15 protein-coding genes and 3 pseudogenes are annotated in these 16,284 nt (G+C 29.4%); 13 read left to right on the forward strand and 5 right to left on the reverse strand.

Going from position 1 to position 16,284, the window contains the following annotated elements; all coding sequences use genetic code 11:
* Positions 1-129, forward strand: a pseudogene (locus CN601_RS27385) (SpoVR family protein); the annotation flags it as partial.
* Between the two features lie 343 nt (positions 130-472).
* Here the strand turns inward: CN601_RS27385 and CN601_RS02935 are convergent.
* Positions 473-1,018: a DUF4352 domain-containing protein gene (locus CN601_RS02935; RefSeq protein ID WP_098169996.1), complete on the reverse strand. Its 546-nt coding sequence runs from the start codon at positions 1,016-1,018 to the stop codon at positions 473-475.
* 217 nt (positions 1,019-1,235) lie between these two features.
* On the reverse strand, positions 1,236-2,603 hold the full coding sequence (locus CN601_RS02940; RefSeq protein WP_098169997.1) for a hypothetical protein: 1,368 nt from the start codon (positions 2,601-2,603) through the stop codon (positions 1,236-1,238).
* A gap of 298 nt (positions 2,604-2,901) precedes the next feature.
* Between CN601_RS02940 and CN601_RS02945 the strand changes: the two genes are divergently transcribed.
* The 4 genes and pseudogenes from CN601_RS02945 to CN601_RS02955 all read left to right on the forward strand — a co-directional run bounded on the left by CN601_RS02945 (position 2,902) and on the right by CN601_RS02955 (position 5,700).
* A complete protein-coding gene (locus tag CN601_RS02945; RefSeq protein WP_179865420.1) occupies positions 2,902-4,164 on the forward strand; it encodes a helix-turn-helix transcriptional regulator in 1,263 nt (420 codons plus the stop codon).
* A complete protein-coding gene (locus CN601_RS26780; RefSeq protein ID WP_179865421.1) occupies positions 4,161-4,313 on the forward strand; it encodes a hypothetical protein in 153 nt (50 codons plus the stop codon). The genes CN601_RS02945 and CN601_RS26780 overlap by 4 nt, the downstream gene beginning before the upstream one ends.
* Before the next feature lie 238 nt (positions 4,314-4,551).
* Positions 4,552-4,986: pseudogene (locus CN601_RS02950) on the forward strand (SpoVR family protein); the annotation flags it as partial.
* 519 nt (positions 4,987-5,505) lie between these two features.
* Positions 5,506-5,700 carry a DUF2187 family protein gene (locus CN601_RS02955; protein WP_098121787.1) on the forward strand — a complete coding sequence of 65 codons (195 nt, stop codon included), beginning with the start codon at positions 5,506-5,508 and terminating at the stop codon, positions 5,698-5,700.
* Between the two features lie 547 nt (positions 5,701-6,247).
* Here CN601_RS02955 and CN601_RS02960 read toward each other — a convergent pair.
* A complete protein-coding gene (locus tag CN601_RS02960; RefSeq protein WP_179865422.1) occupies positions 6,248-6,745 on the reverse strand; it encodes an FTR1 family protein in 498 nt (165 codons plus the stop codon).
* A gap of 1,190 nt (positions 6,746-7,935) precedes the next feature.
* On the opposite strand from CN601_RS02960, the gene CN601_RS02965 reads away from it, so the two are divergent.
* The 7 genes and pseudogenes from CN601_RS02965 to CN601_RS02995 form a co-directional block, all read left to right on the forward strand.
* Complete coding sequence (locus CN601_RS02965) at positions 7,936-8,838, forward strand: hypothetical protein (protein WP_098170000.1); 903 nt, start codon at positions 7,936-7,938, stop codon at positions 8,836-8,838.
* A gap of 211 nt (positions 8,839-9,049) precedes the next feature.
* Complete coding sequence (locus tag CN601_RS02970) at positions 9,050-9,778, forward strand: ABC transporter ATP-binding protein (protein WP_098121789.1); 729 nt, start codon at positions 9,050-9,052, stop codon at positions 9,776-9,778.
* The gene (locus tag CN601_RS02975) at positions 9,778-10,518 is read left to right on the forward strand and encodes an ABC transporter permease (protein ID WP_098170001.1); all 741 of its coding nucleotides are present in this window, start codon (positions 9,778-9,780) and stop codon (positions 10,516-10,518) included. Before CN601_RS02970 ends, CN601_RS02975 begins: the two co-directional genes overlap by 1 nt.
* A 714-nt stretch (positions 10,519-11,232) precedes the next feature.
* Positions 11,233-11,844: a type II toxin-antitoxin system HicB family antitoxin gene (locus tag CN601_RS02980; protein WP_098170002.1), complete on the forward strand. Its 612-nt coding sequence runs from the start codon at positions 11,233-11,235 to the stop codon at positions 11,842-11,844.
* A gap of 507 nt (positions 11,845-12,351) precedes the next feature.
* Positions 12,352-12,849, forward strand: coding sequence for a DinB family protein (locus CN601_RS02985; RefSeq protein WP_056471542.1), 498 nt, complete (start codon positions 12,352-12,354; stop codon positions 12,847-12,849).
* Between the two features lie 166 nt (positions 12,850-13,015).
* A complete protein-coding gene (locus CN601_RS02990; protein ID WP_098121212.1) occupies positions 13,016-13,150 on the forward strand; it encodes a hypothetical protein in 135 nt (44 codons plus the stop codon).
* 68 nt (positions 13,151-13,218) lie between these two features.
* Positions 13,219-13,763: pseudogene (locus tag CN601_RS02995) on the forward strand (SpoVR family protein); the annotation flags it as partial.
* A 93-nt stretch (positions 13,764-13,856) separates the two neighbouring features.
* Here the strand turns inward: CN601_RS02995 and CN601_RS03000 are convergent.
* Both CN601_RS03000 and deoD read right to left on the reverse strand, forming a co-directional pair.
* On the reverse strand, positions 13,857-14,099 hold the full coding sequence (locus tag CN601_RS03000) for a hypothetical protein (RefSeq protein WP_098170003.1): 243 nt from the start codon (positions 14,097-14,099) through the stop codon (positions 13,857-13,859).
* A 362-nt stretch (positions 14,100-14,461) separates the two neighbouring features.
* Positions 14,462-15,172 (reverse strand): purine-nucleoside phosphorylase, encoded by a 711-nt coding sequence (gene deoD, locus CN601_RS03005; protein WP_098121210.1) that lies wholly within the window; start codon positions 15,170-15,172, stop codon positions 14,462-14,464.
* Positions 15,173-15,528: 356 nt separating this feature from the next.
* Here deoD and CN601_RS03010 point away from each other — a divergent pair, with 356 nt between their 5' ends.
* Positions 15,529-16,263: a GntR family transcriptional regulator gene (locus tag CN601_RS03010; RefSeq protein ID WP_098170004.1), complete on the forward strand. Its 735-nt coding sequence runs from the start codon at positions 15,529-15,531 to the stop codon at positions 16,261-16,263.
* Positions 16,264-16,284: the final 21 nt, after the last annotated feature.

The raw sequence follows: 16,284 nt of genomic DNA on the forward strand, positions 1-16,284 counted from the left end.
TATGTTGAAAAGGTAATGCCGTATATTCATCAGTTGTGGGGTAGAGGGGTTCATTTGGAGACGAATATAGAAGGTAAGTCTGTGTTGTTTAGTTATGATGGGAAGAATATTCATCGGAAGTATATTTAAGACCACCTTTTGAGGTGGTTTTTTTGTATCCCCGATTTACACGGTATATTACGCACTTACACTGCAACAAGAAGTATCTTTGTTGAACGAATAGCACAAGGACAAAGTTGCTTCCACAGGAGAATTAGTCAAGATGATCATGGAAATACACGCAATTGTAAAATGTCCGTCTTAAAAGAATGTTGGCAAAAGGTCTTTACCAAATAGAAGGTGAATATTTCAGTTGAGTGACAGGTGATAATGTCGTTGATTGGAATAGAGAATGGAAAATCCTCAAGACGATATGAGGATTTTTCTTATGGTAACTTTAGTCTCTATAGTGGTTGCAGAATCCTCATATCATCTATTGTTTGGGAGTAATTTTAAATCTAATTTCATTTATTTTTTTTGAGAAAGGCGGTTTATATACTAGTTCATACTTACCAAATTTAGAAGTGTCAAAATAGAGATTTCCTTCTACTCCAACTACATTTTTATTAGGAGTATTAACTTCAGAAATAGTGCTATTTATTTCTTGTTTACTATAACCATTATAATGAAGCTTTAGATTTTCTTGTGGATCATATAAACTAAAATCAGAAGGATTAATATAAACTCCTTTAGTTAATGGCTTGCTCCACACTTGCAAATCTACAGTAAGAACATTGTTATTTTTTGCATTTTCTTTCATAGAAGGTTTTGTAAAATAAGCTTTGTCTATAGTAATCTGTACACCATCTAATTCAACTGTTTCTCCCATTTTATAAACTTTATTCTGTAATGCTTTAGTGGTTTTTTGTGTGTACACATCATAAGTTTTATCTTTATTTACCTGTTGCAAATTGCAACCACTTAATACATTTCCTACTATTGTTAATAATATAATAACAAACCATGATTTTTTTTTCATAACTTGTACCTCTCAATTATTCATTATAATTTTAGTTCGTTATTCAGAAGTGAGATAGAGTTGTTTTTAGTATAATAGTTAGTAATTTTTCATCATTTAAGTGCAACATTAATATTTTTATGGGAAAAAATAGAACAAAAAATGACTTCATTGGTCACTTTTTGTCCTAATAAAAAACCAATTAAAAGGATTAATTTAAAATTTTCCCTATTAGCTATTAATAATCATAATTTACATCTAACTTATGGCTGACTTCATCTGATAAAAGAACCCTGCCATCAATTACTTTCTTAAACTTTGCCCAATGTCTAATGTCCATAGATGCATACGTACCTGCTGACTTCCAAGCAGTTCTTGGTCGAAAAGTGTCTCCCGACATATCACCGTCTGTTACGACCCATCTTGCATAATCTAGATCTTCATTTGAAATGTCGTCTACATGTGCGTTAGAATCCATATTAAAACTAAAACTTATTGAAAATGGAATACTAAAGCTAAATTGGAATGAACCAGTTCCATCCTTAGGTCCCCATTGATCAAGGTAATCTTCACTATACGGAATATCATGGTCAACTTTTAGGTAAGTAGCTATACCTCCATTATAAGTTAATAATTGTGTCTGATCATCTACATAGAAATAATCAAAGTGTGAATCACTATCACTCTTTTTATTAAGTGTCCAATGGGATACTACTTTTCCAACCAATTCACCTGCTATATAAGAACTTAACGTGAATTTTGTAGGAGAACTGGCTACAATAGTTCTTGTAGTTGTATCTTCTAAAATTTTATTTTGAGTAACATCTTCCAGTGTCTCTTGTAAAATCTGTTCTGTCTGAACATCATTTGGGATATCACCGTAATAATCGTCATTGTATCCAGTTACAATTGTATTTGTAATCAATCTCGTAGGAGCATTTGTATTTAATGTGTAACCTATGACTTGATAACGATCTTCGTTTACAGGTCCAATTATTCTAGTTGAAGGGTCTTCATAGTATGTATTTTCTCTTTCAGGGTTACTTCTAACAACTCCTTTTTCTGTAGAAGAATTTGTACCAAATACAGGCGTAATTTCCTCTCCGTCACTAGTAATATCGTTTACAGATATTGAATCTAAACCTAATAAAGATTTATAGTCACTGATTGTTATTGCATTACCATAAAGGTAAACAAATTTATTATTCATCAATGCTTGTTTTAATACAGATTGCATGTATGAATTGTTGTAAAGAGCTTGGGCAGGGTATGCGATTTCATCTGCTTCAAGCATTTCATTTATGTTAATAATGTCTCCAGGTCCATTTACTTTATTGGAAAACTGGACACTTCCGTTATTAAGATTACTCTGGATTGAATATAGTGAATTATCTGAAAAATTACTCAAAAAGGAATCATCTACTTGTGTAGTACTATAAAAGAATAATGACTTAGAACTAGTCGTTGTTGTAGATGTTGTGCCTACTTGAATTTTGGTTTCAGCACTTTGAGACGCCGCTTGTACAGAATTGAATCCTCCAAAAGTTAGCATTCCGATTGTTAATGCAGTAACTCCTACCTTACTCTTTAAATGAAATTTCTTCATAATTTTCTCCTTGTTGTTTTTACTAATGATTTCCTGGACGTCCTAAGAAAAAGATAACACTTTTTCAGAGTTTTCGTAAATACATTAAAAACTTTCCCAAGTTTGATTATAAAAATATAAAGAATAAACATAAAATCAAATCATTTTTTAATATTTTTAGAGTTTAATACTTTTTATTTAATATAAATTTAATTAATTGGGTAAAAATGGTAAAAAAATACAGATGTAACATTATGTAATTTACACTATAATGAAAATTGGTAATATTAAAACAATTTTAACGAAAGGAAGAGCCTCTATGAACTTGGGAAAGATTATCAATTATCATCGAAAAAAACAACATATGACACAAGAACAACTTTGTCATGGGATATGTTCTGCCTCACACTTAAGCAAAATCGAAAATGATACTAAAGAGGCTAATATCGAAACTTTAAAATTGTTATGTAATAGATTGGGTATATCAATTGATGATGAAGAAGAGAAAATTAAACGAATAAAGGAACAATTACAACGATTTTATAATGGAATGGAACGTCTTCATAATAAGCAGGTAGAATCATTATTTAATGAGCTTTCTAAATATAAAGAATATGTAAAGTTTACAGATTTGCTTTATTTATACGATTTATATCTTTTAAGATATTACTTATATGTTCATCAATATCAAAAAGTGGAAGAGCAAGTTGAGAAAATAAAAATAAATAAGAAAAAGTTTACTCAATATGAAGCGTTTGTATGGAATGTAGTTAATGCTATCTATTATCATCGAAAGAATGATTTTTCGAAAGCCTTAGAATTATTAAATGAAGTAAAAGATTTAAGAAAACGATATCGAGACCAAATAACAGAATATTATTATCTTAAAGCGATAATGCATAGTAAATTAAGTCAATCTGCATTAGCTATTTATTATGGAAATAAAGCTTTTGAAATATATAAACAATCTAACAATACTATCCGATTGTTGGATACAAAAACGATTCTTTCAATTCACTTAATAAGAACTGGGGAATATGCAAGTGCAGAAAAATTATTAATGGAAATATTAAATGAAGCAGAATCGATTCAAAATAATACTATTATTGAGACTGCTTTGCATAACTTGGGCTTTTTATACGGCTCACAAAATTGTTCAGAAAAAGCATTGGATTATTATTATCAATCTTTAGCAATGATAGAAAAAAATACGGATGGATATTATCTAACGCTCGGAAATATTGTCGAGCACTTGTTAAAATTACATAAGAATCAACAAGTTATTGAGACCTTAGCACAAGAATTAGAATCATTTGAAGATAAAACAAAGCTAGAATATATTAAACTCCAAATATTCTACTTAGAAGCCCAAAATAATGAGGAAGAAGTTATTCAATTCTTAATATCTCATGGGTTGCCGATAATGGAAAAAACTAATAATCGAATGAAAGTATATGAGTTCAGTGAAAGGATTGCAAAATATTTTCAAAGGCAAGGTAATGCAATCTTAGCTAACGAGTACCTTCAAATAAGTTTTCATAACTACAAGATAATACATAGTAATAAAGGAGTAATAAAATGAAAAAAATAATGAAGTATATGTCCCATATTTTTATACTGATTATGGTATTAGATTTAGGAATTAAATCTTTAGAACACATTTCAATCAATAAAAGTAGTTTATTGATTGAAACTTTAGATGAGGATCCAAAAGATCCTGGAACTAGATAAGACAATTTTCTTTTCTAGTATAAAAGAAATTTAAAAGAAAAAGCTCGCTTGCATCAGGCGAGCTTTTGGGCATTTATATACTTTGTTAAAATTCCCTAACTCTTCAATAAGTACTGTTATTTAGAGTGGTGCCTGTCTTTTCTCAGTCTTCAAGTAAAGAAATAGTATATTTAGTTTTAGGGAATAATTATCAAATACTTTTCGAAATTGAATGAAAAAGAAAGGTCGTTGGGAGACGGAAGGCTGGGCAAGTTACTGGCACATCCGTATCATGCGTGAACTAAATCTCGATTCAAATGAAGCGATCGAATACGCAAAACTAAACGCAGGAGTAGTTCAACCTTCTAAAACAAGTATAAATCCATACTACTTAGGACTAAGGATGTTCGAAGATATTGAAGAGCGATATAATAATCCAAGCAAAGAAATGATAGAGTTAGGTGTCAAACCTGGCAGCGGTAGAGAAAAATTGTTTGAAGTAAGAGAATTAGAATCTGATAGTTCATTTATACGAAACTACTTAACGAAAAATCTTGTCATGCGTGAAGATATGTATCTATTCCAGCGACAAGGTAAGGAATATAAAGTTACTGATAAGGCATGGGAGAATGTACGAGATCAACTTGTAGTTAGTCGGGTAAATGGGGGATTCCCTTATATTGTAGTTCAAGAGTTACTTTCTCATCCTAACATTAAATGAAGAGGCAGATGCCAAAGTGAATTATTTGTTCCGTTATTATCCTAGATGGAGTAGAATTCCCCTAATAATATTCTTTATTTTAGTTTCTAGTAATACAAAATTAATTTTCGGATGAACTGCTGGTTAAAAATAAAAGACGATGCTACACTCCTAAAATTCTATTATTCAAAATAAATACTATATTTTTATCTAAAATTTTGGTAATATAATAAAAAAGTAGTTTGAAAGAAAAGTAATTAAAATCATTACTTCTTAACTTTTCATCATTGTATGAAACGAAGAAAGAAAAATGTCCATTAGGTTATTTGTTTAAGTTAGAATTACAAAATGGATTTAGACGTATTACTTATTAAGGATCTAGCTAACTTGGTACGAATTAAAATGTTCATCTTTATACTAATGAAGGTGTTTTTAATTGTGAAGAAGAAAAATTATACTAAAACAATGGTAGTAAATCTAAGGAAAATAATGTTTAAGATTGGGGAGTAAATGATGAAATTTAAGTCAAAAAAGATAGCTGGATTGGGTGAACATGTATTTTTTAAGAATGGAATTAAAGGGATTGTTGAAAAGGTCAATGAAAATACAGTTATTGTAAATATAATTGATAATAAAACGGAATTGGTGTTTGAAGGAAACAGAACTGTTATATCACATAAAAATTACAAAGTGATTGATGGTGTCTGAAGGAAAAGAAAAGTCAGTTATTCACGAGTTATTAAAATATTTTTAACGAATATTCTAAAAATTGAAAATGTAAGCGTTTTCTGTTATGCTAAATAGTAGGTTGGATGGCATGTGTGGCTATCATCGTATTTGGCGTAGGTGGGGCCAATACCAGGGAATAATGAAATTGTATATGTGATGTAAATTGTTAATGTTTTTGAAAATGTGATGAATAAATAAAAAGAAATAAGAGTAATAATGTAATTGGATAAAAAGAAATTACTGGATAGTTTTAAAAGCTATCCAGTTTTTGTTTGCTAAAAAAGTCTCACTAGCAATGACTAGTTGCATAACAGGAATGACATTTCATCGATTTTTTTATATTAGTTAACTATTTCTTTAGTAGAAAAATAGAATGCGCTTTTTAATTATGGATTTTATGGAGTAAAAAATTTAGTAATAAATGTGGTCATAAAACACAATTACATATGTATTTTAATTTAATTATGAAAGTTATATTATGTTAAACAAATAAAAAAAGACATTGATATTTGTAAATTTAATGCCTTTAATTCTGAAGTCTAAGCTTAATAAAAAAAATTACGTCGTTTCCTAATTTCATACGGAGATTTTGAAGAAATAATACTACCTCAAATCCTTCACGATAAACTGAAGTAAGACCCAGTAAAAATAAGGACCAAAATGTATTTTTTGCAACACTTTCAAATGAATTTGTTGTTATTTTTTGTTTTTTTCGATTATGTAGGTTAATCCAACCTGTCCAGTAAAGCTTATGAAAGCACCAATTCATAATAATACATAGAACAACAACAGCTAATATTCCAGTTGCAGCTTGAATATGAAGTTCTGAAGCATTTACAGAAGAAATAATTGCTACTACGATAAACCATGTTGCAATAGTTGCTAAGAAAGATACACCTGCTCCTACAGAAATAGGTTTCCAATAATTATCCTGTTTCTTTTTTACTAATCCCGAAATAATAGCTGATAATACTAAAATTGCTTCTAACCCTTCACGAAAAATAAGAATAGATGTATTAATCACAGCAGCACCTGGTGTTAAATTTTTAGAGGTAGGATCAGGATTACCGTGAAAATTTACTCCTTGCCAAACAATAACTGTTATTAATACTAGTAAAGAGATTGATATAAGAATAGTTTTTAGATAAAAATTTTATTTAACAAATTAATTTCCCCAAATTTTAAACAGTAATATTGATAATCATTATCGTTGTACGAAGTGTATTTCACCGTCTTATATTTGTCAATAAACTTAATGAAATTATAATTTTTCGCATTAAATTTTAACTAAAGTTTAATGTGAAAAATTGTGCAATGATTTAAAGAATGTACTCCAACTACTCGTTTTGTCTCAATTCTTATTACGTTTACAGTTGGTTCAGTGAAATACCAAAATCCAATGATTAAAGCTAGTAAACTAGTATAAGAGAGCCTTTTCAGATATCCCAATCCTAATGAACGGTCCATATAATTACAATAAGCAGTTTCCTAAGGACTGGTTAAAAAAATTTACAATAATGCTGGAAAAAGTAAATGCATATTGATCACCGAATTGTGTGTATTTTTCACATAGTGGACATATTAAAAAAGTTAATAGCAAGTGAAGATGAACTTTCAACATTCTATTTTCCAAAAACGGAAACTGTCTTAATTGGAAATTATGATCTTAGTTTACTTTGCATATTGCTAAATATTTATTTTCGTTGATCCACACATTTCTTTCAAAAGGAAAACCTCTTTTATTTTGGATAAAAGAGGTTTTCCTAATGGAATCAAATTCCTTGTAAAGGGCTTTTTTTATTTTTATTGAAGTTACTGGCAGTTTAATTGAAGTTCTTTTTTGTATACTCCAAAAATTAAATAGAAATGGAACATATTTTCATCAAGTTTTCATTTTAATTTTGTATCGTATCTAATTGTAATGCTAAATATCTATTTAAAGTTAAAGAGGCTTTGATAACCGCTATTATTATCGGTATTAAAGAATCTCTATAATAGGTGGTGATGTATATGTAATTAGATTATATCAATGTTACCTAAGTTACTTTCTTATTTGTTTATGAAATTGTTTTCTTGTTTAAAATGATTTAAGTGTCCAACTCAACCTTTTAGATTAGAAATACATAAATGCTACTTCTTTTTTGGTTGAACTAGGACGAGAAAAGAATTTATTTAAAATACTTTAATTAAAATAAGTAATTGGAGGAAATAATTATGAAGAAAAAAAATCTTATGATTCTTTCAAGTCTTACAATAGGTGGAGCTTTACTAGGAGGTACGGTTTTTGCTAATGCCTCTCAAGTATCTGGTTATGAAGCATATAAAGAAGCTGTCATTCAAACTAAGCAACTAACAAATGAAACAGTTACTTTACATGTTGCTGTTAAGGATAATGGCACTCAATTATTTAATGCTAGTACGAACATAAAACAAAACCAAAAAGAAAATGCTTCTAGCAGCACAAAGACGGTTACAGTAGGAACTAAGTCTGTAACAATTGATTCCTACAATCAAGGTGGAAAAGAAATTACGAAATCAAGTAGCAGTAATCAATATTTAGTTCATGAAAATGAATTTGAAAAATTTAAAGACCATCATGATCAATTGAACCCTCAAATACAAAAAAGTGTGGGAGTTATCATTGACTCTTTAGTTGGAAATATGAAAGATAATGTAACAGCTAATCAAGATGGTTCAAAATTAACAATTGCAATGGATAAAAATCAAGTTACTCCATTAGTAAATGCATTTGCATCAATTGCTTTGACAAAAGCTGGTGAATCTCATCACGAAATGGATAATAACAAAGAATATAACAAAGATGAGCAATTTACGGATGTAGAAAATTTTAAAAATTTAATTCCACAACTTCAGAGCGATATTACAATAAACAGTGTGAAATCTAATGTAGATCTTAATCAAAATAAAATTATTAATCACCAAGATGCTGTAATCGTAATAAATGGTACAGATGCTAAAGGTAAAGCTCACAGCATCGAAATTAATGTAAATCTAGATTTATCAAACATAAACAAAACAACTCCAGATAATATTAACTTATCTGGTAAAAAAGTAAAAGTTATCACCAGCCATTTTAAAGAAGATCATAGAGAATAATATTAATGAGATTGGGAGCAATCCAAAAGCTTAGCTTTCGGATCTCCCCCTCTTTGTTTTTCAAATTTATGGTTGAACATGAAAAAACAAACTCATTTTTATTTCAAATTTCTATATTTTAGCACCTTAATAGTAGCTAAATATTCGAGAAAAACATCTTAATTGGTCTGACATTGACATAGGCACTTGGCTTTTCTAAATGGAGGCATATATGGAAAAAATTCTTGAGGTCAATAATGTAACAAAGATATATAAAAATGGTAGAGGAGTTAAAAATATAAACTTTGAAGTTTATAAAGGTGAAGTGTTTGGATTTCTTGGGCCTAATGGAGCAGGCAAAACAACAATAATGAAGGCGATAGTCGGATTAAATACAATTCAATCTGGGACCGTGAACATATTTGGAACGAACTTGCATGAAAATTTTGAAGAAGCTATAAAACATGTTGGATCGATAATTGAAACAGCTGATTTATATTTATTTATGACCGCTTATAATAATTTGAAAATAGCAACAAGATTTTATAAGTCAGTAAGCGAATCGGATATTGATGAGATTCTCGACGTCGTTAAAATAAAAGAATATAAAAACGAGAAAGTCAGAAATTTTTCATTAGGTATGAAACAAAGACTAGCTTTAGCTATAGCACTGTTATCAAATCCTAAGTTCGTTATATTAGATGAACCCACAAATGGTCTCGATATAGAAGGTACCATTGAAATGAGAAATCTAATAATAAAATTAGCTAAAGAACAACAAATTACATTTTTTATTTCTAGTCATCTTGTCCATGAAATTGAACTTATGTGTAGTAGAGTTGCCATTATCCATTATGGAGAACTAGTGAATAATGGAAGAGAAATTTCTGAAATAAAAAAAGAGTTTAATTCATTAGAGGAATTTTATATGTCCTCAATAAAAAAAGAGGTATTAAAATAATGTATATATTGGTTGGTAATGTTTTAAACGAAACACAGAAGCTTTTTTTGAAAAAAAAGACAATTGTCTCTTTACTTTTAATAGCTTTGATCAGCTTCTTACCTGCATTCTTTATCTCTTCAATTAAACAAAAATTAATTTTTATAGCGATGGATTCTATAGATTATCCTTCCATTATCTTAAGTATACTAACGAATTTACTATTACCATTATTTATATTTATGGTATCTGCAGAACTTTTTTCTGGAGAAGTAGCGGACGGAACAATGAAATTAGTATTGATTCGACCGATAAGTCGTTTAAAAGTTTTTATTTCAAAAAATATAGCAATTGCTTTTTATATTATTAGTTGCTTAGTAATGGCGTTATTGGTTTCAATTATTTCAAGTATGATATTAAAATTACACATTGACCATACTTTATATGTGATAAGTGCTTATTTTGTGGATGTTATTCCAGCTGTTGTTTTTATGGTTTTCGCAACCTTTGTGGTGCAATTTTTTAAAAGTAGCAGTACAGCTCTGATCAGCGGAATTTTAGTGTATATCGGTATACAAATATTGACTCTATTTATTTCAGGTCTTAATAATATACTATTTACCAATTATTTAAACTGGTCACACGAATGGTTATCAAGTGGAACACTTTTATTCAATCTAAATCATTTTTTCATGCTATTAGGATACATGATCGTTTTTTTTATTATCGGATATTATTTTTTTGATAAACAAGAGTATTAATTTAGTAATCTAAGTTGGTTTTACTAGCCTTTATTTCTCTGATTCTTTGTTTATAGGATCAGTTTAAAGTTAGATTTACACTGAAAATTGATTTTAAATGTATTTCTGAAGAGGTATGAAGTTTAAAATAAGAAAGTACAAAATACTTTAAAACTAGCAAGTTATACTTTTATTAAATGCCACTTATTGAAAAAAAAGGCCCCAAATATTTCAACAGCAAAAAGAAGATGATCAGTATTTGAACATCCTCTTTTTTGCTAAATGACAGGATAGATCTAAGAAGGGTAAATTGCTTATGCACAAAGAATTAATGCATTAAGGAAAAATACGGATTAAATAATTAGAGGATGTTAAAGATACTTTAATAAATTGAAACAATAAAATAATTAAGAAAAAAGGTAGTGTTATGTTAAAAAAATGGGGTTGTGGGGTAGAGGGGTACATTTAGAGACAAATATTGAGAATAAGTCTGTTTTGTTTAGTTATGATGGGAAGAATATTCATCGGTAGTATATTTAAGGCCACCTTTTTTAGGTGGTTTTCTTAATGGATTAGAAAGTATAAAATTCTTTTTTGGTAAGTGAACCATTTGCAACTAAATGGCAGGTTAGTGGAATAAGAATCTGTAAAAATCTTTTTATTTTGTTATAGTTGATATTAAAAGTAGAAGTTAATATGAAAAACGTTTTGTTAAGAAATAAAGGATGTGTTCTTATGGTTAATTTCGAAAAATTAGTTTATCCAGCATTCATTAAACAAGATGATGAAGGCGGATTTGGTGTTTATTTTCCTACTCTTTTTCCTGAGTTTGGGTGGGACTTTTCTTTATCGGCAGGTGTTACCAAATTTGAAGCTATTAAAAATGCAAAAAAGGATTTAGCGTATTCTTTAGCAGGAATTTTATATGATAATGAATCTCTTCCAATACCACTCTCTATTCAAAAAGAGTTACTTACAAAGGGAATGGAATTAATTGATGTAGAAACCTCTTTTATACCATACTCCAATGAAATAAAGGAGCATTTAAAAGGTCGCCATTGGCATATTGCCTATTACATTGAAGAATATGAAGAGGAAATTGAAGCTATAGGCTATAAAAATGACCGAGGAGAATGGGATATCTTTTTTGGAGATTATTCCGAAGAAGAGGAAGCACTATTTTTTGATTCAACGTACAAGAAAAATTCTCCGTTCCCAGAAAGTATAATACTTTTTTCCGTCAAACTACGTTCTGAAGCACAAGAGAAGTTTAATCAATTTGTTAAAAATGTAATTTTAAAGCTCCGTACCAAGGATAAATGGATAGAACGGAAAAAGAACTATTAGAATCAGAGGGAAATTTAAAAAATCCGTCATACAAATAATAAATGAAAAAGTAAAAAGTGGTGAAGTTCCTGAAGAAGATGCAAATTTAATGATAACGGAAATTAAAAGATTTTAACTGTTTACTTATTTAAAATCTAAATAATCTTATTCAACTAACTAATGCGTTTGTTGAATAAAAGATTTATTAATCTTAGTATTCATTTTCAATTCATATCTTTTTAATTATTTGTAGAGTTTTTGTTTGGGTTCTTACGTTTTCTACTATTAAAAAGCAATCCTCTCATAATCTATTGACTTAGAGTTTACTCTAAACAATATAATAAAAAAAAGATATGAAAAATTACTGTAATTAGTAAAAAATTGTGTCTTTATCATCATATGGTTCAGATGGAAAATTCGATTTGATTAATGTAATCAGTGATTTTTTCTATTAAATATTTAGATAATAGAAAGGGATAGAACAACAAATTTAGTAAAATAGAAATAAAAATGTTTGGAGTCGATAATATGGAGCAGTCAAATAAAGCGTTTAGTGACACATTAGTAAAATCATTAAGAGGAGAACGTGGTCATCTTCCTATCAAGAATGCTTTGTTGGATATAGACATGGATCTTGCTGGAAAAAGAATAGAGGAGTTACCTTATACTATTTATCAATTAGTCAAACACATGACATACTGGCAAGAATTCCTCTTATTATTCGCACAAGGAGAGAGGCCTAAATTACCTTCTGATGTGAAAGAAAGCTGGCCTGTTGAAGAAGGACCTAGTAATGAGGAAGAGTGGAAACAGATTATTCAGCATTTTCTTCAAGGGATAGAACAGGCATGTACGATTGCCCAAACTGTTCAATTGGACAAATCATTAGAGAAATGGCCAGGCGAATCCCCAGGTGGTGTACTACGCAATATTGCATCACACAACTCCTATCATTTAGGTGAAATCGTACTAATACGCAGATTATTTAGTGCTTGGCCACCACCAACCGGAGGATATCCTGCCTAAACTTTGGATCAACAGTGAATTCATGGAAGCCAATTGAAATTCACTATAAAGGTTAGTTGAGTCAACAATTGGAGGGCATTTCATTAGTTCATTATGACTAACGTATATGTTCGTATTATAAGGGCAACTAGTTAAATTACTAGTTGTCCAATTTTTTTATGCTCTTATGATTAAAGTAGTTGGAGTGGTAGCAGAAGTATCAAAGAAGCATGCAGGTTTCATTGTGAATGTAGATCATGCAACTTCAACGGATTACCTCGACTTCATTCGATCTATGCAAGAAACGGTGAAAAATAAATAAAAATTGATATTGAAACAGAAGGGAAAATTCTTGGTGAGGAATATCAAAAAGAAGATCGTTGAGAGAAACAAGGCTGGGCAAGTTATTGGCATATAAGAATTATGCGCGAACTAAATCTTGATTCCAATGAAGCAATTGAGTACGCAAAGCTTAATGCAGGAGTAATTCAGCCGTCAAAAACAAGCATTAATCCCTATAATTTAGGTTTAAGAATGTTTGAAGATATTGAAGAGAGATATAATAATCCAACAAAAGAAATGCAAGAATTAGGCGTTAAACCTGGCAGCGGAAGAGAAAAAATGTTTGAAGTGCGAGAATTAGAATCTTTTAGTTCATTTATTCGAAACTACTTAACTAAAGATCTTGTCATGCGAGAAGATATGTATTTATTCCAACGACAAGGTAAGGAATATAAGTTATCGATAAGGCATGGGAAAATGTAAGAGATCAAAATTATGGAATTAGATGTAATTATGTGGAGAAAGTAATACCTTATATTCATCAGTTGTGAGGTAGAGTCGTACATTTAGAGATGAATACTGAGAATAAGTCTGTGTTGTTTAGTTATGATGGGAAGTATATTCATCGGAGGTATATAATAGACCACCTTTAAAAGGTGGTTTTTTTGTATGAATTGCTTGCTACTTTAACTATTATTCAATTTGAATTCTGAAATAAAAAGTTCGACTTAATTGAAATATTAAATCTAAAATAATGTAAATTGCTCTGATTCCACTTTCTTTTTCTTTGTGGGTTTTTTCTTTTCAATTATTTGTTTCGGAGTATTATTTACATGAACAGCTATTTTTACTGCACTAACATAACTGTGCTCATTTTCGCAATTTGGACAGATATATATTTGTTTGTTAATGCGTGAGTCAGCCAGTTTCATGCGTTCTTCTTTTGACATTCCTATATTTTTAGCACATGGCCCACAAATTCTCTCCATTACTTCATCCCCTTTTATAAAATATCTGTAATAACTTAAATAAAAATCTATTTTATTGTTTTTATCTATTTTATTGTTTTTAATCGACTTAAGAATTAATTATACCATGCCTTAATTAACTATACTTCAAAATACTAATATTAAAAAAGCAGCCATTGGCTGCTTTATTTAATAACATACGTATGTGTTTGTTGAATAAAAATTTTTTAATCTTTGACTTCATTTTCAATACTTTTCTTTTTAATTATTTGTATAATTTTTGTTTGTGTTCTAACTTTTTCTACTATTAAAAGGCAATCCTAATAATTCCTAAGATGCTAATAAACGCTCTTACATCTATATAAATCTCATATTTCTACATTTTACAAACAAGCTTCTAATGCAAGTTTCATCATTTTATCGAATGAAGTTTGTCTTGCTTCAGCACTAATCTCTTCATGAGTAACTAAAGAATCTGAAATTGTAAGTAAAGAAGCTGCGTTCTTTCCTAATACTTTCGCATTATGGAATAGTGCATAGCTTTCCATTTCGGTACAAATACATTTATGGTCATTATAAAAATCAACAAAATTTGGAACTGAACTTTCATAATAAAATACATCACTTGAATGTATTCTTCCTTTAATTATCGGAGTATTAATCTGTTTTGCAGTTTCTTCAATTTTATTTGTTAAGGTTTCGCAAGGGTACTGGATGTCACCTTCTACGCCTGCTTGAGTTTTTGCAAATGTTGATTGGCTCCAAGCACTATCTACAAGCACGATATCATGAATGTTTAGTTCATCTGTATAAGCACCCGCACTACCAACGCGGATTATATTTTCTACATCATAAAATTTATATAATTCGTATGAATAAATTCCTATACTTGGCATTCCCATACCAGATCCCATTACAGATATTTGTTTACCTTTATAAGTTCCTGTATAGCCAAACATATTACGTACAGTATTAAATTGAGTTGGATTTTCTAGATAAGTTTCCGCAATATATTTCGCGCGTAGTGGATCCCCTGGCATTAAAACTGTTTTTGCGATTTCTTCTGTTTTAGCAGTATTATGTGGTGTTGTCATATTATCATCTCTCCAATTCTACTCTTTTTATTTACTTAACTAACAATACCTATACAACTCATATTCTTCCTTTTTCGCATGTCAATTAATCTAAAGCTGATCATTCTTTCTTAATATGTTTTCGCTTACAAAATAAAACAAGAACAACAAGTTCCTAAAGTTTAAAATTGTACCATGAAATATAGTTGTATATTTAGTTGTCTAATTCGATACAACTAAATTATATTTCAACATAATATAGAAAGCAATAACAACTTAAACTTTCGCATTTTTTTAATTGTATTTTCCCTTTTCACTTAACAGACAAGATTGCGAATAATTCATAACTCGATATAATAATTATAAGGAGTGTTGTTATGTCCGTTGAAAATAAAAAAAAATTACCTTTGTATGTAGAGATTTATGAAAAATTATTTAAACTAATCAATGAGGGAGTCTATCCAATTGGAAGTAAGCTACCTTCAGAACCAGAACTTTCTAAGATGATGAATGTTAGTAGAATGACATTAAGGCAAGCATTGGGTTTACTAAAAGAGGACGGATATATTGAAACAATCCATGGGCAAGGGCACTTTATAAAACAAAATGTGAATATAAGAAGTGTTGGCCTAGAAAAAATTGAAAATACTGTTTTTCAATGCTGTACAGAAACAATTGATGATATAGATGCTTCTATAGAAGTTAGTTTTTCGGACGATTATGATTACATTAAAAGGATCTTTAATAAAGATTCAGCAGTGATGATTAGGTTTAATAGATGGTACAAGTCTAAAAATAAAATTGTCGCACATGCTTTTACAATGTTCCCAAGTGAAACAGCTTCCCAATATCAAATGAATCTTAACGATCAACAGAGTGTATTAAAAATACTTGAAGAAGATATTTATATGCTAATACATTCATCGACAATCGAAATAAAATTTACAGAATCAGTTCTTCCTTCTTCAAACTATGAATTACGTTCAAATAATAATTTATTCGTATTATTAATTGAAAATCTATATAACTCAATGGGGAATATTGTACTTAAAAATAAGATTTATATCCCAATCGAACTTAGTTCAATAAAAATTAATCGAATAAACAAATAGTGGAATAAGCGATTTATAAAA

It is taken from the genome of Bacillus sp. AFS017336, from assembly GCF_002555445.1.
In the GTDB taxonomy this organism is placed as follows: Bacteria; Bacillota; Bacilli; order Bacillales; family Bacillaceae_G; genus Gottfriedia.